Origin of the sequence: Luteimonas rhizosphaericola (assembly GCF_029888045.1) — a bacterium.
GTDB classification, from domain to species: Bacteria; Pseudomonadota; Gammaproteobacteria; order Xanthomonadales; family Xanthomonadaceae; genus Luteimonas; species Luteimonas rhizosphaericola.
Map to the genome: position 1 here is coordinate 64,973 of NZ_JARXRN010000029.1, position 26,166 is coordinate 91,138.

22 protein-coding genes are annotated in these 26,166 nt (G+C 71.2%); 11 read left to right on the forward strand and 11 right to left on the reverse strand.

Translation table 11 applies throughout. From position 1 onward, the window contains the following. Nucleotides 1-7 precede the first annotated feature (7 nt). The 4 genes from QFW80_RS16810 (at nucleotide 8) to QFW80_RS16825 (ending at nucleotide 2,531) form a co-directional block, all read left to right on the forward strand. Nucleotides 8-523, forward strand: coding sequence for a DUF2188 domain-containing protein (locus QFW80_RS16810; RefSeq protein WP_280603224.1), 516 nt, complete (start codon nucleotides 8-10; stop codon nucleotides 521-523). A 76-nt stretch (nucleotides 524-599) separates the two neighbouring features. Continuing rightward, entirely contained in the window at nucleotides 600-1,370 is a 771-nt protein-coding gene (locus QFW80_RS16815; protein WP_280603225.1) for a hypothetical protein, read from the forward strand. Between the two features lie 44 nt (nucleotides 1,371-1,414). Continuing rightward, the gene (locus tag QFW80_RS16820; RefSeq protein WP_280603227.1) at nucleotides 1,415-1,909 is read left to right on the forward strand and encodes a hypothetical protein; all 495 of its coding nucleotides are present in this window, start codon (nucleotides 1,415-1,417) and stop codon (nucleotides 1,907-1,909) included. 274 nt (nucleotides 1,910-2,183) lie between these two features. Next, a complete protein-coding gene (locus tag QFW80_RS16825; RefSeq protein WP_280603229.1) occupies nucleotides 2,184-2,531 on the forward strand; it encodes a hypothetical protein in 348 nt (115 codons plus the stop codon). Between the two features lie 21 nt (nucleotides 2,532-2,552). Here QFW80_RS16825 and QFW80_RS16830 read toward each other — a convergent pair whose 3' ends face one another. Genes QFW80_RS16830 through QFW80_RS16850 form a run of 5 tightly spaced genes read right to left on the reverse strand, consistent with a single transcriptional unit; the run spans nucleotide 2,553 to nucleotide 5,165 of the window. Beyond that, the gene (locus QFW80_RS16830) at nucleotides 2,553-2,921 is read right to left on the reverse strand and encodes a zinc-finger-containing protein (protein WP_331488514.1); all 369 of its coding nucleotides are present in this window, start codon (nucleotides 2,919-2,921) and stop codon (nucleotides 2,553-2,555) included. Next, nucleotides 2,909-3,163 carry a hypothetical protein gene (locus tag QFW80_RS16835; protein ID WP_280603231.1) on the reverse strand — a complete coding sequence of 85 codons (255 nt, stop codon included), beginning with the start codon at nucleotides 3,161-3,163 and terminating at the stop codon, nucleotides 2,909-2,911. Before QFW80_RS16835 ends, QFW80_RS16830 begins: the two co-directional genes overlap by 13 nt. Then, nucleotides 3,153-3,395 (reverse strand): hypothetical protein, encoded by a 243-nt coding sequence (locus tag QFW80_RS16840; RefSeq protein WP_280603232.1) that lies wholly within the window; start codon nucleotides 3,393-3,395, stop codon nucleotides 3,153-3,155. Before QFW80_RS16840 ends, QFW80_RS16835 begins: the two co-directional genes overlap by 11 nt. Before the next feature lie 13 nt (nucleotides 3,396-3,408). Next, nucleotides 3,409-4,221 (reverse strand): hypothetical protein, encoded by an 813-nt coding sequence (locus tag QFW80_RS16845; protein ID WP_280603233.1) that lies wholly within the window; start codon nucleotides 4,219-4,221, stop codon nucleotides 3,409-3,411. A gap of 8 nt (nucleotides 4,222-4,229) precedes the next feature. Further along, nucleotides 4,230-5,165, reverse strand: coding sequence for an SOS response-associated peptidase family protein (locus QFW80_RS16850; protein WP_280603234.1), 936 nt, complete (start codon nucleotides 5,163-5,165; stop codon nucleotides 4,230-4,232). 451 nt (nucleotides 5,166-5,616) lie between these two features. On the opposite strand from QFW80_RS16850, the gene QFW80_RS16855 reads away from it, so the two are divergent. Then, nucleotides 5,617-6,234 carry a hypothetical protein gene (locus QFW80_RS16855; protein ID WP_280603235.1) on the forward strand — a complete coding sequence of 206 codons (618 nt, stop codon included), beginning with the start codon at nucleotides 5,617-5,619 and terminating at the stop codon, nucleotides 6,232-6,234. A 534-nt stretch (nucleotides 6,235-6,768) separates the two neighbouring features. On the opposite strand, the gene QFW80_RS16860 is transcribed toward QFW80_RS16855, so the two are convergent. From QFW80_RS16860 to QFW80_RS16870, 3 genes are all read right to left on the reverse strand, one after another. Further along, nucleotides 6,769-7,332 (reverse strand): manganese efflux pump MntP, encoded by a 564-nt coding sequence (locus QFW80_RS16860; RefSeq protein WP_280603236.1) that lies wholly within the window; start codon nucleotides 7,330-7,332, stop codon nucleotides 6,769-6,771. Between the two features lie 318 nt (nucleotides 7,333-7,650). After that, nucleotides 7,651-9,453, reverse strand: a complete 1,803-nt coding sequence (recQ, locus tag QFW80_RS16865; RefSeq protein ID WP_280603237.1) for a DNA helicase RecQ — start codon at nucleotides 9,451-9,453, stop codon at nucleotides 7,651-7,653. A 120-nt stretch (nucleotides 9,454-9,573) separates the two neighbouring features. Further along, nucleotides 9,574-10,164, reverse strand: coding sequence for a Dps family protein (locus QFW80_RS16870; RefSeq protein WP_280603238.1), 591 nt, complete (start codon nucleotides 10,162-10,164; stop codon nucleotides 9,574-9,576). An 85-nt stretch (nucleotides 10,165-10,249) separates the two neighbouring features. On the opposite strand from QFW80_RS16870, the gene QFW80_RS16875 reads away from it, so the two are divergent. After that, entirely contained in the window at nucleotides 10,250-14,479 is a 4,230-nt protein-coding gene (locus QFW80_RS16875) for a DUF3418 domain-containing protein (protein WP_280603240.1), read from the forward strand. Between the two features lie 240 nt (nucleotides 14,480-14,719). Here QFW80_RS16875 and QFW80_RS16880 read toward each other — a convergent pair whose 3' ends face one another. Further along, nucleotides 14,720-15,229 carry a hypothetical protein gene (locus QFW80_RS16880; protein ID WP_280603241.1) on the reverse strand — a complete coding sequence of 170 codons (510 nt, stop codon included), beginning with the start codon at nucleotides 15,227-15,229 and terminating at the stop codon, nucleotides 14,720-14,722. 50 nt (nucleotides 15,230-15,279) lie between these two features. Here QFW80_RS16880 and QFW80_RS16885 point away from each other — a divergent pair, with 50 nt between their 5' ends. Then, nucleotides 15,280-17,481 carry a RelA/SpoT family protein gene (locus QFW80_RS16885; RefSeq protein ID WP_425603603.1) on the forward strand — a complete coding sequence of 734 codons (2,202 nt, stop codon included), beginning with the start codon at nucleotides 15,280-15,282 and terminating at the stop codon, nucleotides 17,479-17,481. A 167-nt stretch (nucleotides 17,482-17,648) separates the two neighbouring features. Beyond that, nucleotides 17,649-19,190: a hypothetical protein gene (locus QFW80_RS16890; RefSeq protein ID WP_280603244.1), complete on the forward strand. Its 1,542-nt coding sequence runs from the start codon at nucleotides 17,649-17,651 to the stop codon at nucleotides 19,188-19,190. 22 nt (nucleotides 19,191-19,212) lie between these two features. Here QFW80_RS16890 and QFW80_RS16895 read toward each other — a convergent pair whose 3' ends face one another. Continuing rightward, complete coding sequence (locus QFW80_RS16895) at nucleotides 19,213-20,580, reverse strand: glycosyltransferase (RefSeq protein ID WP_280603246.1); 1,368 nt, start codon at nucleotides 20,578-20,580, stop codon at nucleotides 19,213-19,215. Beyond that, nucleotides 20,580-21,722, reverse strand: coding sequence for a glycosyltransferase (locus tag QFW80_RS16900; protein WP_280603248.1), 1,143 nt, complete (start codon nucleotides 21,720-21,722; stop codon nucleotides 20,580-20,582). The genes QFW80_RS16895 and QFW80_RS16900 overlap by 1 nt, the downstream gene beginning before the upstream one ends. Before the next feature lie 292 nt (nucleotides 21,723-22,014). On the opposite strand from QFW80_RS16900, the gene mrcB reads away from it, so the two are divergent. From mrcB to QFW80_RS16915, 3 genes are all read left to right on the forward strand, one after another. Beyond that, the gene (gene mrcB / locus QFW80_RS16905; protein ID WP_280603250.1) at nucleotides 22,015-24,519 is read left to right on the forward strand and encodes a penicillin-binding protein 1B; all 2,505 of its coding nucleotides are present in this window, start codon (nucleotides 22,015-22,017) and stop codon (nucleotides 24,517-24,519) included. Nucleotides 24,520-24,522: 3 nt separating this feature from the next. Then, nucleotides 24,523-25,050: a tetratricopeptide repeat protein gene (locus tag QFW80_RS16910; RefSeq protein ID WP_280603251.1), complete on the forward strand. Its 528-nt coding sequence runs from the start codon at nucleotides 24,523-24,525 to the stop codon at nucleotides 25,048-25,050. A gap of 1 nt (nucleotide 25,051) precedes the next feature. After that, nucleotides 25,052-26,166, forward strand: a 1,115-nt coding sequence (locus QFW80_RS16915) for an ATP-dependent DNA helicase (protein ID WP_280603252.1), incomplete at its 3' end; no start/stop codon positions are given.

Genomic DNA, 26,166 nt, shown 5'->3' on the forward strand with positions numbered 1-26,166 from the left:
TGATGTGATGCCCGACGTCGCCGGGCACTGGTCCGTCACCCGCGACCGCGTGCTGGACGCCGAGTTCACCGAGCGGGATCGCGCGATCGACTACGCCCGCAGCTGCGCGGCGCGAGCCCTGCGCACAGGCCTCGAGGTGAAACTGCAGATTCACGCTCCGCTGGAACCGGAGGGCGGATTCGGAGTTTCCCTACACCGCCGTGCGGGCTTCCCCGACTTCCCAGTCAGGTCGCACGGAGGACGCTGGCGGCGCGCCGCTGGGGCGCAGGCGAGGGGAAGCGAGATGGCGAGGATCTACTGGTTCGTGGTGGTGGCCGGCGGCGACTGGGCCGTGAAGCGGGAGGGGGAAGCGGCCTCGAGGACTTTCCGTCTGCAGGCGGACGCGATCGATCATGCGGCCGGAGTAGCAAAGGCCCATCACCAGGCGCATGGGGTGCCGACCGGTGTCCGGATCCAAGGGCAGGAAGGCAAGTGGCGCGACGAGCGCACCTGCGGCGATGACCCGTACCCTCCTCGCGGCTGATCCCAGCGGAGGCTGCTTGCACCACGCTGCGTTGTGGGTATAGATTCCAGCGAAGCATGTGCGAATGGAGGCACACATGACCAGCAGGCAGACATGGATTCTTGGAGTCGTCGCGGCCGCTGCGCTGATTGCAGGCTTGCTGTGGTTCAAGAATGATCGCACCGATGCGCCTGCGAGCGACGAGATCGTCGCCGTGCCCAATAGCGAGTACTCCGGAGCGCCGGATGGGGCATCTTCCGCGGTCGAGTCACCCCGTCAGCGGTCGCGATCGGGCAAGGAAGAGAAGGGATATGAGGTCTCAATGGGAGACCCGTTTCTTGAGCCGCGTAGCGAGGCCGAAGTGGAGTGGCTCCGCCGCAATCGCTATCCGAGCGCCGCGGCGAGATCAGATGCTGCGCAGTTCATGGCCAGCGAACTGGACTTCGATCATCGAGACGGCATCGAAGCGATTGAGATAGTTGCTGCCGAACAGTATGCACGGCAGCATCCGGACAACCGAGAACGAGCCGTTGAGTTCTTGAATGAAGCGGCTATCTCGGGTTCTACGTACGCACTGGAAACGCTTGGCCGACTTCATGGGTCAGCCGATCCAGTCACTTCGGAAGCTTACTTCCGCGCCGCCGCGCACCGTGGGGATTGGAATGCACATCTGAGAGTCAAGCCGCCATTGACCAGCGAACAGGAGATGCTGGCGAGCCTGCTCGCTCATCAGGTGATAGAGAACCTGGAGCTGCAACGGCGGCGACGCGGATTACCAGCGTTAGGTAATGACCAGCGACCGGGACTGGACCAATTTCTTCGACAGATCAAGGAGGCTGAAAGGGCAGCGGCTGCCAGTCGCTCGTAGCGCATCGAAGTTTGAAGTGGAATTCACAACACAAGGAAGGATCAATGAAGAAGACAACTACAGTAATGTGGTTAACGATCGCCGTTTCTGGGGTGGCGCTAGCATGCGCGGTTGTACCTTCGGTCGTTGCTCCATTGGTGACTGTTTCCCCCTCCGATTCGTTCTCGGACAAGTGGGACAAGATTGCCCAGAAGCTGCATCAGACGTATGGCAATCAACTACGTGATAGTGAAGTGATCTCCGTCCGTGTCCCCGTCAAGACCTGTATCGGCCCCGTGTGCGGAGCTTCGATAGACACGCAGTTCTTAAAGGCATGCGGGCAGACGTTCAAGCAAGCTGCGGAAGCGATTGGCGACACCTATGCCAATGGTGGTGGCCCTGGTGGCATCCCGCCTCAGTACGACCCGACGCCGCCCGGGGGATGGGCGGGCTGCTTCCCGGGCACCGGCGAGATCATTGGATGCAGTAGCGCGGGTGGCGGCGAAGAGTTGTGCACGAGCGAGCCGGTTCCCATTCTGGTCTGTCCCGGGATGGGTTGATCCGCGTTGGGGTGAGTCGAGGTCGCTCGACTCGCCTCTTGCTGTGTTGGGCGATGAGTGAACGGACTGCAAGGCACGAGACGCCTGCAGATGTCGCTATAGAGGGACCGATCACGGTAACGGCCGCGGGTGACGTGCACAGTTTGCGCTGCCAGCAGCGCACGGAGCGACGCGGCCACACCTGCGGAGCTCCTCCCAGCCCGTGCGTGCGCCCCGGAGGGGGCGCGGCTGGCGCCTTCTCTCGCCGTGCGACGGCCGGGCTTACTCTTGCCGCATGGCCGACGACGCGCCCGAATCGCCCGACGCACTGCCGCCCGCCTACTGGTGGGCGGTTAGCGCGGACTCGGCAGTGCTCTACCTGCGATATGGGTGGGTGGCGAGGGTCAGCAGCGACCACGTCCGGATCTCGGCGGATCCACCGCTCTACCCGGAAACCTCTGGGCCATGCCGCGGCATCGCCCATGGCCAGCGCATCGTGGAACGCGTGCTGGCGGTGCGCCACTGCCGGGGGACGCCAGAGCGCCGTGCGGTACGGGAGCGGATCCGGGCCGACCGCATCCGGCGGAAGCTGCCGCGGCCGACGCCGCGGCCGCAGGAAGACGACGACTGGGTGAATCCGTAGCGGCGCCGCGGATCGCGGCGCTCAGTCGCCGCGGCGGTCGACCAGGTCGATGAGGCGCCGGCAGGCGTCCGGGTCCATCCGGCCAATGTGGGCCTCCGCCTCGGTCAGGCCCATGGCCTCGGCCATCCAGCGGTAGGCGGCGGAGCGGGACATGGCCCCGTCGCGCCACAGTGCGTCCAGCGCGGCGTGCGCGCGGCCGCGCCACTCGCGGGTCTCGGCGTCCGCCAGGCTGCCCAGCGGCCGCGTGGTGCCGGCGTAGCAGCGAATGTAGGCGTCGCAGGGGGTGCACTTCCAGGCCGGGCCCCAGTCGGCCGGGTAGGGGTAGCCTGGCGCCTGCCAGCGCAGTAGCGTCGCCGGCTCGAGGCAGTAGGGGCACGCTACTCGGGAAATGGCACGTGCTCGTAGCCATCCCGGCCGAACAGGCCGGCGTCTAGGGCGGTGTCTGCCAGGTCGCGGATGCGCTCCTGCGCGGTGGCTTCGTGCCGCGCGCCGGCCTCGATCAGGATCTCGTCAGCCTCCACCCAGAACCAGGCCGTGAATTCCGCCGGCGTGCGGCCGGCGCGTGCGTTAGACCATTCGCCGATCTCGCGGGCGAACGCCCGCAGGCGGGCCTCAAGCGCGTCAGGCGTCATCGCAGGGCTCGCCGTCGTCGCCGGGCACCAGGCCCGCCTCGTGCAGCATGCAGTTGATGCGCGCGTCGACGTGCCGGCAGTCCTCGGGGCTGGCGCGCTCGAGGATCTCGTCGGCGATGCCGGCGAAGGCGTCCATCAGATGTTCGGGCTCGGTTTCGGCAATGAGCTGAGGCAACTGAGCCTGGAGCTCGTCGAGCTGACGATCGAGGGTGGCGCGGTCCAGGTGTCGCATGGTCTTCTCCCGCCTATTGCAGCGTCTTCGCAGTCAAGCCTTTCTGCTGCATCTTCCGTTCGACTTTGGGCAGCGCTTCGGCAAATGCCTTCAGCGCGTCGATAGACCACAGGTAGTGCGCCGCTGCCGGACGCTCCTGGTCGTATACAACGTTCAACGTCTCGAGCCTGACCAGCATCGCGCCAAGATCAGATATCACGCTGCGAATTTCGAATGCGGTGGACACCAGGCACTCGTCCAGAGCTGGCGATCGGGGGCCTTCATTCCATGCGGGCAATGCTTTGGTCGCGGGCTCAAGCAGCCCATGTGAGACTCCCTCTCCCGCAAGCGATTGAATGCCGCCCGGGAGCCCCTCAGTCCAAGCCTTGATCCCGGTGTACGTCATGATGACGTTCTCCAGCTTGCCCTCGGAAACAGTCCCGTCCAGGTTCACCGCTCGCAGGTGGAAGTCCATCGCCACCCCTTCGAGCTCCACGAGGATGTCGCCGAAGGACGCGCCCAGGATCTCCGGCACACCGCGGAACATGTCTGGCCAGCGATTCCCATTCGCCAGCCTCCGCGGGTCTTGGAGGCGGCGCTGTGGAGGGATGGCTGGCTTCGCCTCTTGCGCGCCAAACACCTTGTGCCCTCCGGCTCCGCGCAGATCCTGCAGGATCTGTGGGATCACGTTGCCGATCGATTCGAGCACCGGGTACGGAATGAACAGCGACACGTTTTCTTCGGTGACGGGGTCGCTCTGACTCTCGTCGTGAACCTTGGACTTGAACACGAGGTTCGCCGAGCCTGCCGATGGGATCAGCTCAGGGACGTCGACGTGGTAGACCATTCGGCGCTTCATGCTGCAAGCCTGTGTTCGTAGTAGGGGTGCCGCTTGTCGTCGAAGATCGCGTAGAGCGCGTCGAGATTCTGTGGATCAGGATTCAGCCACGCCTCGACGTGCTCGGGCTTGATGTTGATGATGGTACGGTCGTGGCCAGCGGCCGCCACCTCTGGCTCCGGGTCGTCGGTGATGGCGGCGAAGCAGTCCACGTCGGGGTCTTTGCCGGCGGGATCCGTCCACGTGGCCCACAGGCAGGCCACCAGCATCGGCTCCCCGGTGCGGGGTCGGAACTGCAGGCGCATGTTCTTGCCGTCGGGACCCTCGACGTTCTCGAAGAAGGTGTTCACCACCATCAGGCCATGGGTGTGGCCGAACTGGCGCCGCCAGTACCGCTCCAGGTTGTCGCGGCGGGCGTTGTACGTGCCGCTCATCTGGCCGGTGCGCGTGAAGTCGCTCGAGGCCGGCTGGCCGGGCTGGCGGAGCTGGTAGCGCATCGGGCGCACCACGTAGCCGCTAGCCTCGCGGATCAGCACCGGCACCCACCACTGCGGGTAGAACTGCCAGTCCCGCGGCTTCAGCTCGGCCCGGTGCCGGTCGGCGATCCAGCCCTTGAGCTGGTCGACCTTCCGGGTGGCGCGCCCGAGCTCCGTCTCGGCGGTCTTCGTGTGCTTGGCCGCCAGCTTCCGCTCGTTGTCCGCCTTCCGCTTGGATTGCTTGAACAGCTCCTGCTGCCACTCCTGCTCGGCCAGGTCCAGGCGGGCAGCCATGGTCTCGACCGCCTCCGAGGCCAGGTCGGGCCGCAGGGTGTCGATCAGCGCCTTGGGGATCTTCTTGTGCTCAAGCCCGTTCTCCCGGATCCACAGCCGGGCAAAGGCGTCGAGGTCCATGACGGCCCCGAGCTCGCGGACCATCTTCCGGTAGTCGGAGTGGATCTGGGCGGAGTAGCACATGGGGAATCCTCCAAAGACGCGATCCTACAACCGTGAACTGAGCTTCGCGTTATGCTGAAAAGTGAATAGCGCTTGCACGATAGTAAATGTGAGACATATGTCCCCGCCATCGACAGCCCCCGAAGCTAAGGTAAGACCTCCTCAAATCGACAGGATGTAGAGCATGGCTAGGATGCATTACTCGCTCGCAATTGCGCTCTTCTCTTTGCAGAGCGCGCACGCTCAACAGTCCGCGGCACCGAATGCGGCCCCTGTGCAGGTATCAGCAGTTTCTTGTGGAAATCCGACACACACAGCGTTTCCGGGTGGATACTCTGCTCGGCGATACTGCGGTGGGAAGTACGTCGAAGGAGTGGGCTCCACCCAGCCTGTGGCGACTGCGAATGCTCAAGGTTTTGGGGACCTTAGCGCCCAAGTAGGGGGCGAAAGTTGGGTCGTCCTTCAGGATGGTGTGAAGCTGCTTGCTGGTGGATACAAGATCTATTTTACTAATGGCGGAAAGCGCATCTCGGGTGTCGGAACGACAGCGACAACCGCGGGCGTGAATGCCTTGGCGTTCGGCCAACTGGAAGCCGCGACTGGTGATTCTTATATGGCCTCCACCTCCACCGACGGGGTGGTGCAGGCCGCTGGAGGATACGTTGTTAAGTTCGTCGACGGCTCGGCTGGCGTTACGGGTGTGGGTAGCACTCTTACAGATGCGGGCGAGAATGGAGTCGGTTTTGCTGCGCTCGCGGCGGAGTCGGGCCGACGCTACAATTTGTCCCTTAGCGACCCCGCAAATTTGCAGTCCTTCAGTGGTGGGTATTTGATGCAAGTTGGCTACTCGCTGGGTAGCAAAGTCAGTGGCGTCGGTTCGAATCTCAGCGACGCTGCCGATATCGCTCTCGGGTTCGCGGAATTGGTGGAGCAGGGCGGAAGGCGCTGTACTCTCCAGATGAGTGATATCAGCATTGTCTTAGGTGCGTTTAACGTTTCCTATCGGTGTTCGTCGCGAATCGTCCAAGGTACTGGCGCTACGGCAACGGACGCAGGCCTCGATGCGCTCACGAAAGCGCAGGCGTTGTGACGCGATCGCGACCGCTGGCTCCGAGCCGTCGGCAACTGCCACGAAGTAGTCCTCGAAGTCCATGTCGGGCTCCTTGCCGGCGGGATCCGTTCAGGTGGCCCACGCAGGCCTGGACGGATCCCGGCGAATAGCTGAGAGAGGAGCTCTAGCGGAAGCGCGCCCCCGGGCTTGGTCGGAGTGCTGCGATAGCGCAGATGCTGATAATTCCTCTTGCCCCTGCTCTTAGACCCACAGTACATGCGGACGATCGCTGACCTCTGTGATAGCTACGGGCGCCATCGTGTCCATGTGAAGCTGGCGCGGCCCGCCAAACCTCCGTAATAGCGCCCGTCCGCCGACGCAGGCAAGCCAGTTCCACGGGCAGCCTTCCGTAATGGAGATTGCTGTAAGGTGATGATTCGACGGCATACACGGACAGACTTTTAATCCGCTGGTCGATGGTTCGAATCCATCACGGCCCACCAGCACCCGCATTTCGCACACGCCTCGCCGCTCGGAGTGCATGCAGCGCTGCGCGATGCGTTGGTCGGCCGCTCAGCCCGCGAAGATGTGTTCGTAGACGATCACCGCGCCGACCACGATCAGGATGACGCCGCCGGCGATCTCGGCGCGCCGGCCGATCAGCGCGCCCAGCGCACGGCCGGCCATGACGCCGGCGCTCACCATGGCGAAGGTGCACAGCCCGATCACCAGCGCGACGAGCAGGATGTTGACGTCAATGAAGGCCAGGCCGACGCCGACGGCCATCGCGTCGATGCTGGTCGCCAGGCCGGCCAGGGCGATCGCCCACAGGCCTGTGCGTGGAGGTCCGGCGGCGGTGTCGGCGTGGCGGACCGCCTTCCAGATCATGTGCAGGCCGAGTCCGCAGAGCAGGCCGAAGGCGATCCAGTGGTCCCAGTTCTCGATGTAGCGCTCGGCGAACGAACCCAGCGCCCAGCCGACGAGGGGCGTGATCGCCTCGACCACGCCGAACACGAGCCCGGTGCGCAGCGCATCGCGCCAGCGCGGATCGGCCATCGCGGCGCCCTTGCCGACCGCGGCCGCGAAGGCGTCGGTGGACATGGCCAGGCCGAGGAACAGGATCGAGATCGGATGCATGCAGCGTCCCGTCGGCCGGGCAGGTGGACAGCAGCGGACGACGCACGCGCCGGCCGACGTGGCGTGCATCGCTCGCTGGTCTCGCCAACCGTCAGGTCGCGCCCGCCATGGCCGGTTCAGGCCAAGCATGTTGACGGGCGGGCGTCCGGATCGCCGGACGCAGGCTACTCCCCAAGGAGATCGCACGGGCCGTGACGACCCGTGCGCGCATTATAGACGCGATCGCGTGCGCGCCATCGCAGCGCCGGCAACCAGTCCGCCTCGCCGATCCGAGGCATGCGGCGGCACGCCGATCCGTCGCCGCGCCTGCAGCCCGGACTAGCCTGCGCCCGCCACCGCATCCAGCACCAGCGTGCCGTAGCGCGCGAGCTTGCCGCCGCCGATGCCGGCGATGCCGGCCAGTTCGCCCGCGTCGGCCGGCCGCCGCGTCGCGATCTGGCGCAGCGTGCTGTCGTGGAAGATCACGTAGGGCGGCACGTTCTGCTCGCGCGCCAGGCGCGTGCGCAGTTCGCGCAGCGCCTCGAACACGGGCTGGTCGGCCGGATCGAGCTCGTCCACCGTCGATCCGGCGCGACCACGCGCGGCGCGCTCGCGCTGCACCACCACGCGCCGCAGCATCACCGGTTGTTCGCCCCGCAGCACGGAGCGGCTGGCCCCGGTCAGGTGCAGGCCGCCGTGGCCCTCGGCATCGACCTCCAACAGCCCGTGCGCGACCAGCTGCCGGAACACCCCGCGCCAGGTGCGCGCGTCCAGCCCGGTGCCCACGCCGTGCACGCTCAGCCGGTCGTGGCCGAACTGGCGCACGCGCTCGCTGTCGCTGCCGCGCAGCACGTCGATCAGGTGCGCGGCACCGAAGCGCTGGCCGGTGCGGTACACGCAGCTCAGCGCCATGCGCGCGGCCTCGGTGGCGTCCCAGGCCTCGGGTGGGGAAAGACAGTTGTCGCAGTTGCCGCAGGCCCCGGGATAGGTCTCGCCGAAGTTGCCGAGCAGTACCTGGCGCCGGCAGCGCATCGATTCGCAGTAGCCCACCAGCGCGTCGAGCTTGCGGTGCTCGAGCCGCTTGCGCTCGGGGCCGGATTCGGACTGCTCGATCATCTGCCGCAGGAGCACCAGGTCGCCCAGGCCGTAGCACATCCACGCGTCCGAGGGTTCGCCGTCGCGACCGGCGCGGCCGGTCTCCTGGTAGTAGCCTTCGATCGACTTGGGCAGGTCGACGTGGGCCACGAAGCGCACGTCCGGCTTGTCGATGCCCATGCCGAAGGCGATCGTCGCCACCACCACCACGCCGTCGCCGCGCAGGAAGCGGCGCTGGTTGGCCGCGCGCAGCGGCGCCTCCATGCCGGCGTGGTAGGGCACCGCGTCGATGCCGTGGCCGGCGAGGTACTCCGCGGTCTCCTCCACCTTGCGCCGCGACAGGCAGTACACGATGCCGGCCTGCCCGGGATGGCCCTGCACGAAATCCAGCAGCTGGCGCTTCGCGTTGTCCTTCTGGACCACGGTGTAGCGGATGTTGGGACGGTCGAAGGAGGTGACGAAGCGGCGCGCATCCTCCAGCTGCAGGCGCTCGGCGATCTCGCGCTGGGTGGGCGGGTCGGCGGTGGCGGTCAGCGCGATGCGCGGCACGTCTGGCCAGCGCTCGTGCAGCACGGTGAGTTCGCGATACTCGGGGCGGAAATCGTGGCCCCACTGCGATACGCAGTGCGCCTCGTCGATCGCGAACAGGGCCAGGCGCGCGCGGTCCATCAATGACAGGAAGCGCGGCGTCAGCAGCCGCTCGGGCGCGACGTAGAGCAGGTCGAGCCCGCCCTCGAGCAGCTGGCGTTCGACCGCCTGCGCCTGGGCGGCGTCGAGAGTGGAATTCAGGCAGGCCGCGCGCACGCCCAGCTGGCACAGCGCGTCCACCTGGTCCTGCATCAGCGCGATCAGCGGGGACACCACGATCGCGGTGCCCTCGCGCAGCAGCGCGGGCAGCTGGTAGCACAGCGACTTGCCGCCGCCGGTGGGCATGAGCACGAGCGCGTCGTGCCCCGCGGCGACATGGCGCACGATCTCGCCCTGTTCGCCGCGAAACGCGCGGTGCCCGAACACGCGTTCGAGCAGGAGTTCTGGCTGGGACGTCATGCCGGACAGGATACCGGCACGGTCAAGCCCGACCGTCGGGAAATGCCGCGCGGCGGGGTGGGCGCAGGCCGCGCGGGGCGGGCAGGACCCCGCCGGGTGGCGGGATCCTGCCGGGGCCGGTCACTGCAGCAGCGAACGCAGCATCCAGGCGTACTTCTCGTGGGTCTGCAGGCGCTGGATCAGCATGTCCTCGGTGGGCTCGTCGTCGGCGTCGTCGGCCACGTCGATGGCCTTGCGCGCGCTGCGGCACACGGCCTCGTTGCCGACCACCAGCTGGCGCACCATCTCGCGCCAGTCGGGCGCCTCGGTGGCGCCGGGTTCCTCGCGGATGGAGGTGAGCTTCATGAACTCGGCGTACGAGCCCGGCGCGTTGTAGCCCAGCGCGCGGATGCGCTCGGCCACGTCGTCGAGCGCGTTCCACTGCTCGGTGTACTGGGCCTCGAACATGTTGTGCAGGGCGTTGAACATCGGCCCGGTCACGTTCCAGTGGAAGTTGTGGGTCTTCAGGTACAGGGTGTAGGCGTCGGCGAGGAACTTGGACAGTTCCTTCGCGATCTGCCGGCGATCCTTGTCGGAAATGCCGATGTCGATCGCCGGGCCCGCGCCTGCGGCCGGCGAGGCCGCGGGGGTGATGGACTCGGCGGGCTTGGCATCCTTCGATCGCGCCGCCTTCGCGGCAGGGGCGGGCTTGGCGGGCTTGTTCTTGGACATGATGGCCTCGGGGTGTGGGATTGCGGCGACAATACGCCGATGTCGAACCGATATGCGAACCGCCCCCGACGGCGCGAGGGCGCGGATGGAGTCTAGGCAGGGCGCCGCGACGGTTGCGTTAACGCAGGCGCGGCGGGCGATCGACCAGGCCCTCACCCGCGACCGCGGCCGGTTGCTGGGCCTGTGGTCGTGCTGGAAGGCCGATCCGGGCGGGGCCGCCGTGCAGCAGGCCTTCGCCGCGGCGCTGCAGGCGTCGCTGCAGGCGCGGGAGGCGGCCGCAGCGCGCCTGCCCGAGGTGGCGGTCGCGCCGGGATTGCCGATCGCCGCGCATGCCGACCGCATCGTCGCCCTGCTGCGCGAGCACCAGGTCGTGGTGATCGCCGGCGAGACCGGTTCGGGCAAGACCACCCAGCTGCCCAAGCTGTGCCTGCAGGCCGGGCGCGGCGCGGCCGGCATGGTCGGCTGCACCCAGCCGCGCCGGATCGCCGCACGCGCGGTGGCGCGGCGCGTCGCCGAGGAACTGTCGGTGCCGCTGGGCGGGCTGGTCGGCTTCCAGGTGCGCTTCAACGACAGCGTCGGCGAACAGACCGCGGTCAAGTTCATGACCGACGGCATCCTGCTGGCCGAGATCGCCAGCGACCGGTGGCTCTCGCGCTACGACACGATCATCATCGACGAGGCCCACGAGCGCAGCCTCAACATCGATTTCCTGCTCGGCTACCTCAAGCGGCTGCTGCCGCGGCGGCCGGACCTGAAGCTGATCGTGACCTCGGCCACGATCGACACCGCGCGCTTCTCGCAGCACTTCGGCGATGCGCCGGTGGTGGACGTGGAGGGGCGCGGATATCCGGTCGAAGTGCGCTACCGGCCGCTCGATGGGGACGCCGCGTCGGCGGCGGACGCGGGAGATGCGGGCGACGAACAGGGCGCTGCGGCGCGGAGCGCGCGGCCCGCGTCGCGCCGGCGCGACGACGCCGAAGCCGGGCCGGTGTCGGTGCTCGACGGCATCGTCGCCGCCTGCGACGAGATCATGCGCGAGCGCGGCACCGGCGACGTGCTGGTGTTCCTGCCCGGCGAGCGCGAGATCCGCGACGCGCACCAGGCGCTGGAGCGGCGCAAGTACCGGCACACCGAGGTGGTGCCGCTGTATGCGCGACTGTCGGCGCGCGACCAGGACCGGGTGTTCAACCCGGGCCCGCAGCGGCGCATCGTGCTGGCCACGAACGTGGCCGAGACTTCGCTCACCGTGCCGCGCATCCACTACGTGGTCGATCCCGGCCTGGCGCGGGTCAAGCGCTATTCGCCGCGGCAGAAGCTCGACCGGCTGCACATCGAGCCGGTCTCGCAGGCCAGCGCGGAGCAGCGCAAGGGCCGCTGCGGCCGCATCGCGCCGGGCACCTGCATCCGGCTGTACTCGGAAGCGGATTTCGTCTCGCGGCCGCCCTTCACCGATCCCGAGATCCGGCGCGCGGCCCTGGCCGGCGTGATCCTGCGCATGCTCTCGCTCGGGCTGGGCGAATCGGGATCACGGCCCGGCGGCCGCGCGCAGCGGGATGGGCGTGGGCGCGACGCCCGTCCGGACGCGGACGTCATCGCGGACTTCCCCTTCGTGGAGCCGCCCGATCCGCGTGCGGTCGCCGACGGCTGGCAGCAGCTGGTGGAACTGGGTGCGATCGACGACCGGCGCGCGTTGACGGCGACCGGCCGCACCATGGCCCGGCTGCCGGTCGACGTGAAACTGGCGCGGATGCTGGTGGCCGCGCAGCAGCACGGCTGCCTCCACGAGATGCTGGCGATCGCCGCGTTCCTGGGCATCCAGGACCCGCGCGAGCGTCCGCCCGACCAGCGCGCCGCCGCCGACAACGCGCACGCGCTGTTCGCCGATCCCAAGTCCGAGTTCGCCGGCATCCTGAAACTGTGGGAGGCCTACCGCGTCGCGCACGAAGACCTGACCCAGTCGCAGCTGCGCAAGTGGTGCGAGCGGCATTTCCTGGGCTTCCTGCGCATGCGCGAATGGCGCGAGCTGCACCGCCAGCTCAAGCTGCAGTGCGCCGAGCTGTGGCCGGCCGCGGATCGGGAATCGGGACGGGAGCCACGGGCGTTGCCGGCCCGCGGGTCGCGGCCGGCCGGAGTCCAACGTTCCGGCTCGGGCCGACCGTCGGACGAGGGCAACGAGGCCGACCGCGACTCCGCGCCGGCGCCGGGGATGCCCGACGCCTCCGCCGCCACGCTGCCGCCCCGCACCTACGCCGCCCTGCATCGCGCACTGATCGCCGGCCTGCCGACGCAGCTCGGCCATCTCACCGATCGCGGTGTGTACGAGGGCCCGCGCGGGCGCCGCTTCCAGCTGTTCCCGGGCTCGACCCTGGCGCGCAAGCCCCCGCCGTGGGTGCTGTCGGCGACGTTGCTGGACACCGAGAAGGTGTGGGCGATCACCAACGCCGCGGTCGAGCCGGACTGGGCGATCGCCGAGCTGCCGCACCTGGTCGCGCGCCGCCACCACGATCCGCGCTGGTCGCGCGCGCAGGGACGGGTGCTGGGCAGCGAGCAGGTCAGCCTGTTCGGCCTGGTGCTGGCGCCGAAGAAGCCGGTCGACTACGGCCGCCTGTATCCGGGCGAAGCGCGCGAGCTGTTCCTGCGCGACGGCCTGGTGGCGGGCGAGATCAACCTGCGCAGCCCGTTCCTGGCGCGCAACCTCGCCGCGCTCGAGGCCGCGCGCGAGGAGGAGGCCAAGCAGCGCCGCGCTGGCCTGGTGGTGGACGAGGACTGGATGCGGCAGTGGTACGCCGACCGCCTGCCTGCGGACATCGTCGATGCGCGTTCGCTCGATGCGTGGGTCGCGAAGGCCCCGCCGCAGGCGAAGCGTGCGCTGGAGTGGACCCGCGACGAACTGCTGATGGGCGAGGGCGCTGACGCGGTGCGCTTCCCCGCCTTCATCGCCCTGGGCGAGGCGCGGCTGGCCGTGCGCTACCGCTTCGAGCCCGGCGCGGTGGACGACGGCATGACGGTGTCGGTCCCGCTGCACCTGCTCAACGCGCTCGATCCGGTGCGGCTGTCGTGGCTCGCACCCGGTTTCGTCGCCGACAAGGCGGCGGCGCTGATCCGCGGCCTGCCCAAGGCGCTGCGGCGCAACTTCGTGCCGGCGCCGGATTTCGCCGCCGCCTTCGCCCAGGCGCACGGCGTCGACGAACCCGACGCGTTCACCGCGACCCTGGCGCGCTTCCTGCGGCGCATGACCGGGGTCGAGGTCACGGCCCAGGACTTCGACGAAAACGCGCTCGACCCACACCTGCGCGCGAACCTGCGGCTGGTGGATGTGCGCGGTCGCGGCGACGGGCAGGTGCTGGCCGAATCACGCGACCTCGAAGACCTGCGCGCCAGATTCGGCGCGCGCGCGGCGGAGGCGTTCTCCGCACGCGCGGCCGAAGGACTGGCGCAGAGCGGGCTGCGCGAGTTCCCCGCCGCGCCGATCCCCGAATCGGTGCCCGGCGCCGGTGGCGTGCCCGCCTACCCCGCGCTGCAGGACGATGGCGACAGCGTCTCGCTCGCCGTGCACGCCGATCCGGCGCACGCGCAGCGGCTGCATCCGGGCGGCGTGCGCCGGCTGCTCGCGATCGCGCTGCAGGACCGCGTGCGCCAGGCGCGGCGTCAGCTGCCGGTCGCGCCGAAGACCGCGCTGCTGTATGCCGCGATCGAATCCGCCGGCGCGTTGGCGCGCTCCCCCGGCGGCGGGGACCGCCTGCGCGAGGACCTGGTCGACGGTGCCCTGGCCGCGCTGCTGGCCGACGGCCTGGGCGACATCCGCGACGCGGAGGCGTTCGCGCAGCGCCGCGACGCCGTGGGCCGGGCCCTGTTCGGCGAGGCCATGCAGCGGCTCGGACAGGCCGAGGCGATCCTGGTGCTGGTGGCCGAGGTGCGGGCGAAGCTCGAGTCGCGGCTGGTGGGCTGGGCGCGCGCCAATCTCGACGACATGCAGGCGCAGCTGGCCGCGCTCGCGCATCCGGGCTTCCTGCGCGACGTACCGGCGGCGGCGCTCGAGGCGTATCCGCGCTATCTCAAGGCGCTGTCGCTGCGCGCCGAACGCGCCCAGCGCGATCCGCTGCGCGACCAGCAGCGCATGCTCGACCTCAAGCCACTGGTGGATGCGCTGGCCGCGGTGGAGGCGGCAGGGGCCGGCGAACGGTCCGAACGCGACGCCCTGCGCTGGGAGCTGGAGGACGTGCGCGTGTCGGTGTTCGCGCAGGAGCTCGCCGCCCGCGGCGCGACGACCGCGAAGAAGCTGATGTCCCGCATCGTGGCGCTTCGCGACCGGTAGCGCGGGGACATGCGGGACGCCGGCGCGCGCCCTGCGGGCGGAGCGCATGCGTGGACCGCCCTGTGCCCGGGCGTCCACGCTCCGCGGCGTGCGCAAGGCGGGGTCGGCGATGCCCGGCCGCGTCAAGCGGCGCGCCAGGCCCGGCGACGCGCGTCGACTGCTCCGCCAGGATGCCTGCTACTCCCGATGGCGAGCGCGCGGCAGCCGCTGCTTGCGGCCGCCTTCCGCGTCGCCGCGCACTCACTCGATGCGCTGCACCTTGGCCTGGGTGTTGTAGCCGTCGATCTTCATCCACCACACGCCCATCAGGCCCGGACGGATGCGCACCTTCGGGTTGTTCACGCGCACGCCGGCGAGCGAGGCCGCGTCGGTCTGCTCCCACACCTGGCCGTTGTCGAGCCGGTAGCGCTTGCGGCTGCCGAAGCCGGTGAACTCGCCCTCGATGGCGGCGACGATCGGCTCCTCGGACCCGAAGTGGAAGAAGCCGCGGTTCTTCTCCACCACCTCGCGGCGGCCTTCCTCGCGCGCCTGCTCGGTCGCGGCGGCGACCGCGGCGGTGGCGGTTTCCTGCACGCGGCGGTCGAGCCAGGTGTTCAGCCGCGCGAGTTCGTCGGGGCTCAGCTTGTCCAGGCCGGCGGCGCGGAATTCCTCGGCGCTCATGGCCTGCTCGATCGGTGGCGCCTGCTGCGCGGACGCGAGCGCCGGCAGGGCGAGCAGGGCGGCGAGCAGCAGGGGGCGAAGCAGGTGCATGGCTGTTCCTCGTGTCGCGAGGCGGATAGTGTAGGACTTCTTCCGAGCGGATGACGTGCGTGCCCGCTGCCGCCCCCCACGGCCTGGACCACTGGCTCGCCGCGCCCGCGGCCGGCGCCATCGCGCCCGCGCTGCGCGAGACGTTGCGGCGCGCCGCGGCGGAGCTGGAGGCGGCGCACGCCGTGCCCGCGTCGCCCGCGGTCCTGGCCGACACGCTCGATTCGCTGGCGCTGCTCGGTGCGGATGGCGATTCGCTCGCCGCCGCGCTGCTGTTCGAACTGCCGGCGCTGGCCGAGCGCGTCGAGCCGCTGCTGCCGCCGAAGCACGCCGCGGTCGCCGTCCTGCTCGAGGGCCAGCGCGCCGCCAACCAGGTCTGGACCCTGCACGCCGAACGCCCCGCCACGGCCAATCCCGAAGGCCTGCGCCGGCTGCTGCTGGCGATCGTGCGCGACCTGCGGGTGGTGCCGATCCTGCTCGCCCGCCAGCTGGCGCGGATGCGGCAGGCGATGTCGCTCCCCGAGGACGAGAGGCGCGCACTGGCGCGGCTGACGCGCGACATCCACGCGCCGCTGGCCAACCGCCTGGGCATCTGGCAGCTGAAGTGGGAGCTGGAGGACCTCGCCTTCCGCCACCTGGAGCCGGACACCTACCGCCGCATCGCCGCGCTGCTCGACGACAAGCGTGCCGGCCGCGAGCGCTATATCGGCGAGGTCACGCGCGAACTCGAGCGTGCGCTGCGCGCGCAGGGCCTGCAGGCCGACATCGCCGGACGCCCCAAGCACATCTACAGCATCTGGAAGAAGATGCGGAAGAAGGACGTGCCCATCGGCGAGCTGTACGACCTGCGCGCGGTCCGGGTGCTGGTCGACGACATCCCCGCCTGCTACGCCGCGCTGGGCGTGGTGCACGCGCTGTGGGCGCCGGTGCCGGGCGAGTTCGACGACTACATCGCCCGCCCCAAGCATAACGACTACCGCTCGCTGCATACCGCCGTGGTCGGGCCCGAGGGCAAGACGCTGGAAGTGCAGATCCGGACCCGCGAGATGCACGAGCAGGCCGAGCTCGGCGTGGCCGCGCACTGGCGCTACAAGGAGGACGCGTATGCCGGCCGCGGTGCCAGCCAGCGCTCGGCGACCGGCACCGCCGCGCTGGAACGCAAGATCGAATGGATGCGGCGGCTGCTCGAATCGCACGGCGAAGGCGAGGGCGATGCGGCGCTCGCCGGCGGGTTCGACACCGAGCTGGTCGAGGACCGCATCTACGTGCTCACGCCCGCGGGCGAAGTAGTCGACCTGCCGCGCGGCGCCACGCCGCTGGATTTCGCCTACCACGTGCACACGATGGTCGGGCACCGCTGCCGCGGCGCCAAGGTCGACGGCCGGATCGTGCCGCTGGACCACCGGCTGCGGTCGGGCGACCGAGTGGAGATTCTCACCGCCAAGGAGCCCGAACCGCGGCGCGACTGGCTGGTCGCCGCCAACGGGTTCCTCGCCAGCCCGCGCGCGCGCGAGAAGGTGCGGACCTGGTTCCACCGCCTCGACCGCGAACGCAACCTGCAGGCCGGCCGCGAGATGCTCGACCGCGAGCTGCGGCGCATGGGGCTGCTGCACGCCGAGCTGCAGCCGGTGCTGGCGAAGTTCAATGTCGCCGCGGTGGACGAGTTGCTGGTGCTGGTGGCGCTGGGCGACGTCGGCCCGCACCAGGTGGGACGCGCGCTGCAGGAACACGAGCGCGCGCAGGCCAGGCCCGAGGAACCGCCGGCCTCGACCACGGTGGTGCCGCGCCAGCCGCGCCGTGCGCCCAAGTCCGCCGGGCCCGGCGTGACCGTGGTCGGCGTGGGCAACCTGCTGGTGCAGATCGCGCGCTGCTGCCATCCGCTGCCGGGCGAGGCGATCGCCGGATACCTCACCCGCAGCCGCGGCGTCAGCGTGCATCGCGCCGACTGCGGGGCGTTCCTGCGCCTGGCCGCGGCCCAGCCGCAGCGCGTGCTGCCGGTCGACTGGGGCCGCCAGGGCGGGCTGCACGAGGCGAGCGCGGTGGTGGACGCGATCGATCGCAAGCACCTGCTCAAGGACGTGACCACCCTGATCGCGCAGGAAGACGCGCACGTGCTCGCCGTGCGCAGCGATGCCGGCCCGCACGGCCGGGTGCGGCTGCACCTGCAGCTGCGGGTCGACGGCTACGACCAGCTCTCGCGTCTGCTGGCCCGGATCGACAGCCTGCCGGGCGTCCAGCACGCGCGACGCGAATGAGGCGGCGTGGATACCGGATTCACCCGCGTGCCGTCTGCGCGGAGCGTCGCACGGCGTCGCGTGCCTGCTTCACGCCTGCATTCAGTCGCCATCCGTAAGCTGCGCCGGTGGCCCGGGATCGAAATTCGGCGGAACACGATGGCCGGCCGGCCGGTCGGCGGGATCCCGTGTTCGGCGATCCGCACGCCCTGCAGCTGGACCTGCGCGACGGTCGCAGCGACGAGCGACCCTTTCTCCGGCCCGCAGCGCACCCGCAACGCAAGTGGATCATCGCGCTGGCCGTGGCGGCGGCGCTGGTCGCCTGCGGCGTGCTGCTGCGCGACCCGCTCGCCGACCGCCTGTGGCCGGAGGCGCGCGTGCACGCGCTCACGGCGGACGCGGCGGCCGCGCTCGCGCGCGGCCACCTGACCGCGCCCGACGGCAGCGGCGCGCGCGAACTGTACGAGGCCGCGCGCGCGATCGATCCCGATCAGGCTGCGCCACGCGCCGGGCTGGCGCGGGTCGCCGAGGCCGCACTGGCGCAGGCCGCGGCCGGGGTCGAGGCCGGGCGCTTCGGCGAGGCGCACGCGCACCTGCGCCTGGCACGCGACCTCTCGATCCCGCGTGAGCGTGCCGACGCCATCGCCATTCGCCTGCGTGAACGCGAGGCGGCCCTCGCGGGGCTGGACGGCCTCGTCGCCCGGGCCGACGCCGCGCGCGCCGACGGCCGCCTCCACGGCGACGCCAGCGCCGCCCTTCCACTCTATGCGCGCGTGCTCGTGCTCGACCCCGGCCGCGCCGACGCCCTGCGCGGCCGCGACGACGCGCTCGCGGCCCTGCTCGAACAGGCGCGCGCCGACCTGCGCCGGGGCGACCTGCAGGCCGCCGCCGGCGGCATCGCCGCCGCCCGCGACTACGATCCCGGCCACGTCGACCTGCCCGATACGCAGGCCCGGCTCACCGAGGAACTCGATGCGCTGCGGCGCCGCGCCGCGGTCGATTTCGCGGGCGGCCGTCTCGATGCCGCCGTCGCCACCTGGCGCCGCCTGCAGGCGTTCGATCCCGACGACGTCGCCGCGCGCGACGGCCTGCAGCAGGCGGCTGCCGCCCTGGCCTCGCGGGCGCAGCGACAGGGCGCGGACTTCCGCTTCGCCGACGCCGAGACGACCCTGTCGCGCGCGCGCGCGCTGGCGCCGGATGCGGCCGCAGTCGTCGCGGCGCAGTCCGCCCTGGAACGCGCGCGCCGGCGCCACGCCCAGCTGCAGGCGAGCGCCGCCGGGTCCGACCGCGCGGACCGCGTGCCCGTACTGCTGCGCGAGGCGGCCGAGGCCGAGGCGCGCGGGGACCTGCTCACGCCGCCCGGCGACAGCGCCTACGACCACCTGCGCGCCGCGCAGGCCATCGCGCCGACCGATCCGCAGGTGCGGCGAGCGGTGGCGCGCCTGCTGCCGTCCGCGCGCGCCTGTTTCGAACGCTACCTCAGCGCCAACGACCTCGCGCGGGCGCGGCGCTGCCTCGGCGCCCGCGAGGCGCTCGGCGACAGCGCCGTCGCGATGGCGGCGGACCAGCGACGGCTCGCGCAGCGCTGGCTCGCGATCGGTGACGAACGCCTGGGCGCGGGGCAGCTGCAGTCGGCGTCCGCGGCGCTGGCGTCGGCGCGGGAGATCGATCCGCGAACGCCCGGCATCGAGGAATTCCAGCGTCGCCTGCGCGTCGCATCGCGCGAATAGCGGACGCCGCCCGTATCGGGATTCAGCCGGAAGCGCGATCCGGGGACTGCGGGCCGACGCCGCCTGCCACGCCCGCCAGCACCTCCTTCAGTCCGAGCGCCAGCTGTTGCCAGCTGTGCTCGCGCACCTGCAGGGTGTCGAGCGTGAGCCCGGCGTCGAGTCGTCCACCCTGCTTGGCGGCGAGCAGATGCAGCAGCTGGTCCGCGATCGCCACCTCGTCGTTGCCGCAGACCCAGCCGCGATGCAGTGCCACGATCCGAGCGGCCACCAGATCGGTCTCGTGCGCGAGGTGCAGCACCGGGCGGCCGGCGCCGAGGTATTCGTAGAACTTGCCCGGAATCTGCGCGCCATCGTCGTTCGCGATGTTCACCAGCACGTCGGCCTCGCGCTGCAGCGCCAGGGCCTGCCGGTGCGGCAGGAAGCCCAGCAGGCGCAGCTGGTCGGGCGCGGCGCGGGCCGCGGCCAGGATCGGTTCGGGTACCGTCACCGCCGCGATGCTCAGGCGGATGCGCGGATCCGCGCGCAGCGCGGCGAGCAGCGCGTCGATGCGACGGAACGCGTACAGGCTGCCGGTGTAGAGCAGTTCCAGCCGGGCGCTGTCGAACACGCCGGTCGGTGGGGCGTGGGCCGGCGGCGCCAGGTCGAAGCCCTGGGTGAGCACGCTCATCGGCGTGTCGCCGCCGTGGCGCTCCCGCATCTGTTCCAGCGCGCGCACGTTGGTCACGATGACGTGCGCGGCGTGGCGGAACACTGCGCGCTCCAGGCGCCAGGACCGTGCACGCCAGCGGCGCGGGGTATACGGCGCGAGCACCGGATCGCCGAGGTCGGCGACCCATGGCACCCCCCGGCCGCGCATCGCCAGGCCGAGTTCGAGCGTGGTCGCCGGTTCGTGCGAGCTGATCACCACGTCGGGACGCACGCGGTCCATCAGTACGCGCAGCCGCCGCAGGCCATGGCCGCGCCATTCGCCGCGGATGTCGGGAAACCGCAGCTGCCCGGCGATCGCCTGCACCGTTTCCGACACGCGCTGCTTCCAGTTGCGAGGCGGGCGCAGCGCGACGGGCGCGTTGCCGGGTGAAGCCGCCGCGCCCGCGGGGTGGGCCGCTTCGGCGCTCGCCGCAGCTGCCGGCGCGGCGCGCGGACGGCGCGGATGGCGCTGGCGATAGTCGCGATGGAACGCCAGCGCGCCGCGCAACAGCCCCGGAAAGGTGCGGTGCACGTGCACGCTGTCCGGCAGCGCGGGCAGGCCCGGGGTCTCGCCGCCCAGGTCTGCGGTCAGCACGTGCACCTCGTGCCCGAGGCGGTCGAGCTCGCGGACCAGGTAGGTCCAGCGCAGCGACTGCGGCGAGGGGCTGGGCGGGAATTCGTAGGCGATCAGCAGGATGCGCATCAGCGGAGCAGTTCCAGCGTGTCGGCGAGCGCGCGTCGCGCCGTGTCGAAGGAGAAGTGTCGGCGGGTGTTGTGCAGGCCGTGGTCGACCAGGCGCTGCCACAATCCGGCATCGGTGCAGGCCTCGACCACGGCGTCGGCCAGGCTCGCCGCGTCGTCGGCGAGCAGCACGTCGCGCCGGTGCTCCAGGAAGGCGCCTTCCGCGGCGCTGGTGGTGGCCACCACCGCCAGTCCGTGTGCCATGTACTGGTTCACCTTGCCCTTGACTCCGGCGCCATAGCGCAGTGGCGCCAGTCCGACGCGGCAGCGCGCGAGCAGCGGCGCGAGGTCGGGCACGTGGTCGTGCACCACTACCCCGGGTCCGGGTGCGCGAAGCAGCGACAGCTGCGACAGGCCGTCGCCGACCAGGTGCAGCGTGCAGTCGGGCAGCTGCGTCCGCACGCGCGGGAAGATCTCCGCGACCAGCCATGCGACCGCGTCGACGTTCGGCGGATGGCGCGCGCCACCGACGAACAGCAGGCCCTCGCGCGCGGTGAACCCGCCGGGTCCGGCGAGCGTTTCGACGATGTTGGGGAGCAGCGCGACCCGCGCATCGGGCGCCTCGCGTGCCAGCAGCTCTCGCTCGGCCGCGCTGACTACCCAGGCGATGTCGGCTGCGGCGATCGCGGCCAGTTCGCGCTTCCGCGTCGCCCGGGCCAGGCGTTGCAGGCGATGGTCGCCGCGCACCTCCGCTTCGCGCCGCTCGCGCACGTGGTGCAGGTCGACGGTGTCGAGCACCACGCGCGTGTCGGGCGCGGCGCGGCGCGCGAGCGGGAGCAGGAACTCGGCGAGGTGGTAGCGGCTGAGGACCAGCACGTCGTAGCCGGCGAGATGGCGCTCGAACCAGCGCGGGTAGGGCGCGCGGTCGCGGGCGTCGTGCACGGTCACGCCCAACCCGCGCAGCAGCTCGGCGTAATGTCCGGCGGCGACGCCGTCGTCGGGCAGGAAGTCGACCGCGTGGCCTTCGGCGCGCAGCAGGCGCATCAGATTGACGCTGCGCAGCGAGCCCGAATCGCGGTCCGGCCGCGGCGTGGACACGTCGATCAGCAGCCAGCGCAGCGGCCAGTGGCCGTCCGCGGGCGCGAAGAGCAACGGGTCGAACACGGGCGGCGTCGCGACCTGGTGTGCTGCGGAGGCACTCCCGGCCGCTCGCGTGAACACGCGCCGCAGCAGTCCCGTCCATCCGCGAACGGCCAGTGCGATCCGCATCCGGTGCAGGCGCGACCCGAGGCGGCGCAGGTGGTACGACACGGGAACGCGCACGGTGCGGAATCGGCTCCTGGCAGCCTGAACGGATGGTCATCGCGTGCCGCAGGCGCGAACGGGCGCTGCGCTAGACTTCGCGGGCCCCATTCTCGCATCCCCGGCCGCCCGCAGGGGCAGGCCCGAGGAGCCCATGGCCCGCATCGAGTACGACGAAGACGACCGCGACGATCACCCCCGCGCCGGACCCGGCCGCAGCGACTGGCGCCGACGGCTGGTGACCGGGGCCCTGGCGGCGTTGGGCCTGGGACTCGGCTTCCTGATTCCGTACGCGATCTATCTCAACCACCAGATCAGCGAACGCTTCGGCGAGCTGAGGTGGCAGGTGCCCACGCGCGTGTACGCGCGCCCGCTGCGCCTGGCGCCCGGGCTGGCGATGGACGCGCAGACGCTCAAGACCGAACTCGACGCGGCCGCCTACCGCGAAGGCGACGGCGTGCGCGCGGGCACCTACCTGCGCGAGGACGGGCGCTGGACGATCGCCAGCCGCGGCTTCCGCGACGTCGACGGCGACGTCGGCCCCAGCCGGGTCCAGGCCACGGTCTCCGGCGGCCGCGTGCGCACGCTCAAGGACCTGGCCAGCGACCGCGCGATCAAGGCCGCGCGGCTGGACGCGGCGCGCATCGCCACGCTGTACGGCCAGAAGCAGGAGGAGCGGCGGCTGGTGCGCGTGGAGGACGTGCCGCCGCTGGTGACCGACACCCTGCAGGCGGTGGAAGACCGCGACTTCGCCCACCACCACGGCATCGACCTGGGTGGCATGGCGCGCGCGGCCTGGGTGAACCTGCGCTCGGGCGAGAAGCGCCAGGGCGCCAGCACGCTGACCCAGCAGCTGGCGCGCAGCGGCCTGCTCGGCATCGGCCGCGAGCAGACCTGGAGCCGCAAGTTCAACGAGATCCTGTATGCGCTGCTGATGGAAGCGCGCTACGACAAGAGCACCATCCTCGAGGCCTACCTCAACCAGGTCTACCTCGGCCAGCGCGGCGCGCAGGCGATCCACGGCCTGGCCGCGGGCGCCGAGTTCTGGTTCGGTCGCCGACTTGAGGACCTGGACACCGAGCACGTCGCGCTGCTGGTGGGCATGGTGCGCGGGCCGTCGTACTACGACCCGCGCCGCCATCCCGAGCGCGCGAAGGAACGCCGCGACTTCGTGCTGGCGAACATGCGCGAGACCGGGCTGATCGACCAGGCCGCGCACGACCGCGCGGTGAAGGCGCCGCTCGGCGTGACCGACTCGCCCGGCAGCGTCGCCGCCAACCGGTTCCCGGCCTACGTCGACCTGGTGCGCCGGCAGCTCGCGCGCGACTATCCGGCGGACGCACTGCAGGGCGCCGGCCTGAGCGTGATGACCGGCATGTCGCCCTCGGCCCAGGCGTATGCGGAAGCCTCGGTCACGCGCACGATCGAATCGCTGCAGACCGGCAAGCGCCCGCCGCTGGAGGCCGGGCTGGTGCTGACCGACGTCCACGACGGCGAAGTGGTGGCGGTGGTCGGCAGCCGCCAGCCGACCGTGCACGGCTTCAACCGCGCGGTGGAGGCGCGACGGCCGGTGGGGTCGCTGCTCAAGCCCTTCGTCTATCTGCTGGCGCTGGCCAGCCCGCGCGACTGGTCGCTCGCCACCTGGGTCGACGACTCGCCGGTCACCATCACCCTGCAGAACGGAAGCCGCTGGTCGCCGGGCAATTCCGACGGTCGCAGCCACGGCAGCGTGCGCGCGATCGATGCGCTGGCGCAGTCGTACAACCAGGCCACGGTGCGCGTGGGCATGGCGGTCGATCCCGAGCGCCTGGCCGACCTGCTGCGCACGCTGGCGGGCATCGAGGCCGCCGCCAACCCGTCGCTGATCCTGGGTTCGGTCGACCAGAGCCCCTACGCGATGGCCCAGCTGTACCAGTACCTCGCCTCGGGCGGCGAGATCCAGCCGCTGCGCGCGGTGCGCGGCGTGATCGATCCGGACGGGCGCGCGGTGCGGCGCTACGACAAGGATCCGGCGCCGGCGACCAAGAGCGACGCGATCGCCGCGGGGCTGGTGTCGGTGGCGCTGCAGCATGCGGTGAGTTCGGGCACCGGCCGCCAGCTCGTCAACGACGGCCTGGGGCGCCTGAATGCCGCCGGCAAGACCGGCACCAGCAACGACGGCCGCGACAGCTGGTTCGCGGGCTGGACCGGCGACCACCTGGCGGTGGTCTGGGTCGGGAACGACCAGAACGAACAGACCGGACTCTACGGCGCCACCGGCGCGATGCGGGTGTGGTCCGGCCTCTTCTCGCGGCTGCCGAGCGCGCCGCTGCGCGTGGGCAACGAAGGCCTGGACTGGCAGTGGGTGCTGCAGTCCAACGCGACCGATGCCGAATGCCCGGGCGCCCGGCGCTTCGCGTTCGTGGCCGGGTTCGCACCGCCGTACGCCTCGTGCGCCTCGTTCATGGCGCCCGATCCCTACGCCTACCCCGATGCCGCGCCGACCGACGCGCCCGAGGGCGCCGAACCGCGCCCGCGCGGCTGGCGCGACTGGTTCGGGCTGGGGCGCCGCGAGCCGCCGGCCGATCCGGCCACCACGCCGCCACCGGCGACGCCCGCTCCGCCCCCTCCGCCTCCCGCGCCCGCGCCTGCACCTGCGGCGCCCGTTCCCGTCGAGTAAGCCATGCCGTCGATGTTCCGAATTGCCATCCTGTCCACCGCCGTCGCGGTCCTCGCCGCGTGCGCCACCGCGCCCGAACCGGAGCCGCCGGTCGCCCCGCTGACCACCGACACGCCGGAGCAGATGGTCGCGGCGATCGACGCCGCGGCCGGCAGCGGCGAGGGCGAGTTGGCGGTGCAGCCGCTGCGCGATCCGATGGTGGAGGACCTGCGCGAGCAGGCCCAGGCCGCGCGCGCGCGGAGCGACTACGCCGGGTCCGCCGATGCGCTCGACCGTGCCCTGGCGATCGTCGCCGACGATCCGGCACTGCTGCAGGAACGCGCCGAGACCGCGCTGCTGCAGCGCGAGTTCGGCCGTGCCGGCGAACTGGCCGAGCGCGCGTTCGCGCTCGGCGCCCAGGTCGGTCCGCTGTGCCGCCGCCACTGGGCGACGATCCGGCAGGTGCGCCTGGCCGAGGGCGATGCCGACGGCGCCGCCTCGGCCGCGCGCCAGGTCGAGGGTTGCCGGGTCGCCGGTCCCGACCGGTTCTGAGATGCCGGCACCGGAGCGGCTCGACACCGACTCGCTCGCCGTGCGCAGCGTCGCGGCGCTCGCCGAGGGCGGGCTGCTCGCGCAGCGCATTCCCGCGTTCGCCGCGCGCCACGCCCAGCAGCGCCTGGCGGGCGCGGTGGCCGATGCGTTGGGCGCGCGCGACACCCTGCTGGCCGAGGCCGGCACCGGCACCGGCAAGACCTTCGCCTATCTCGTCCCGCTGCTGCTGTCCGGGCAGAAGGCGATCGTCTCCACCGGCACCCGCGCGCTGCAGGACCAGCTCTACCACCGCGACCTGCCGCGCGTGCGCGACGCGCTCGGCACCGGCCTGAAGACCGCGCTGCTCAAGGGCCGCGCCAACTACCTGTGCCGCTACCGGCTCGAACGCGCCAAGGGCGAGCCGCGCTTCACTTCGCGCGAGCAGATCGGGCAGTTCCAGCGCATCGTCGCCTGGAGCGGGCGCACGAAGATGGGCGACCTGGCCGAAGTCGAGGCGCTGGCGGACGATTCGCCGCTGCTGCCCATGGTCACCTCGACCGCCGACAACTGCCTTGGCAGCGAATGCCCGTTCTGGAGCGACTGCTTCGTGGTGCAGGCGCGCCAGCGCGCGCAGAGCGCCGACCTGGTGGTGGTCAACCATCACCTGCTGCTGGCGGACCTGGCGCTCAAGCAGGAAGGCTTCGGCGAGATCCTCCCCGGCGCCCAGGCCTTCGTGGTCGACGAGGCGCACCAGCTGCCGGAGCTGGCGGCGCAGTTCTTCGGCGAGAACCTGTCGGCGCGTCCGCTGGTGGAACTTTCGCGCGATACGCTCGGCGAAACCAAGGACGTGTCCGGCGCGATGGCGGTGGTGCAGGGGCCGGCGCGCGAGCTGGAACTGGCCACGCGCGGCCTGCGCGCCACCATGGAGGGGCTCCCGACGCGCGGCACCCGTGACCGCGCGCTGCAGGCGCCCGCGTTCGCGGAGGGACTGCGTGCGCTGGGCGCCGCGGTCGCCGACCTGCGCGATGCACTCGCGCCGCTGCGCGAATCCTCGCCCGGCTTCGACGCCTGCCATGCGCGGGCGCAGGAGATGATGGCGCGGCTGGCGCGCTGGGCTGGAGCCCCGGGGTCAGAGTC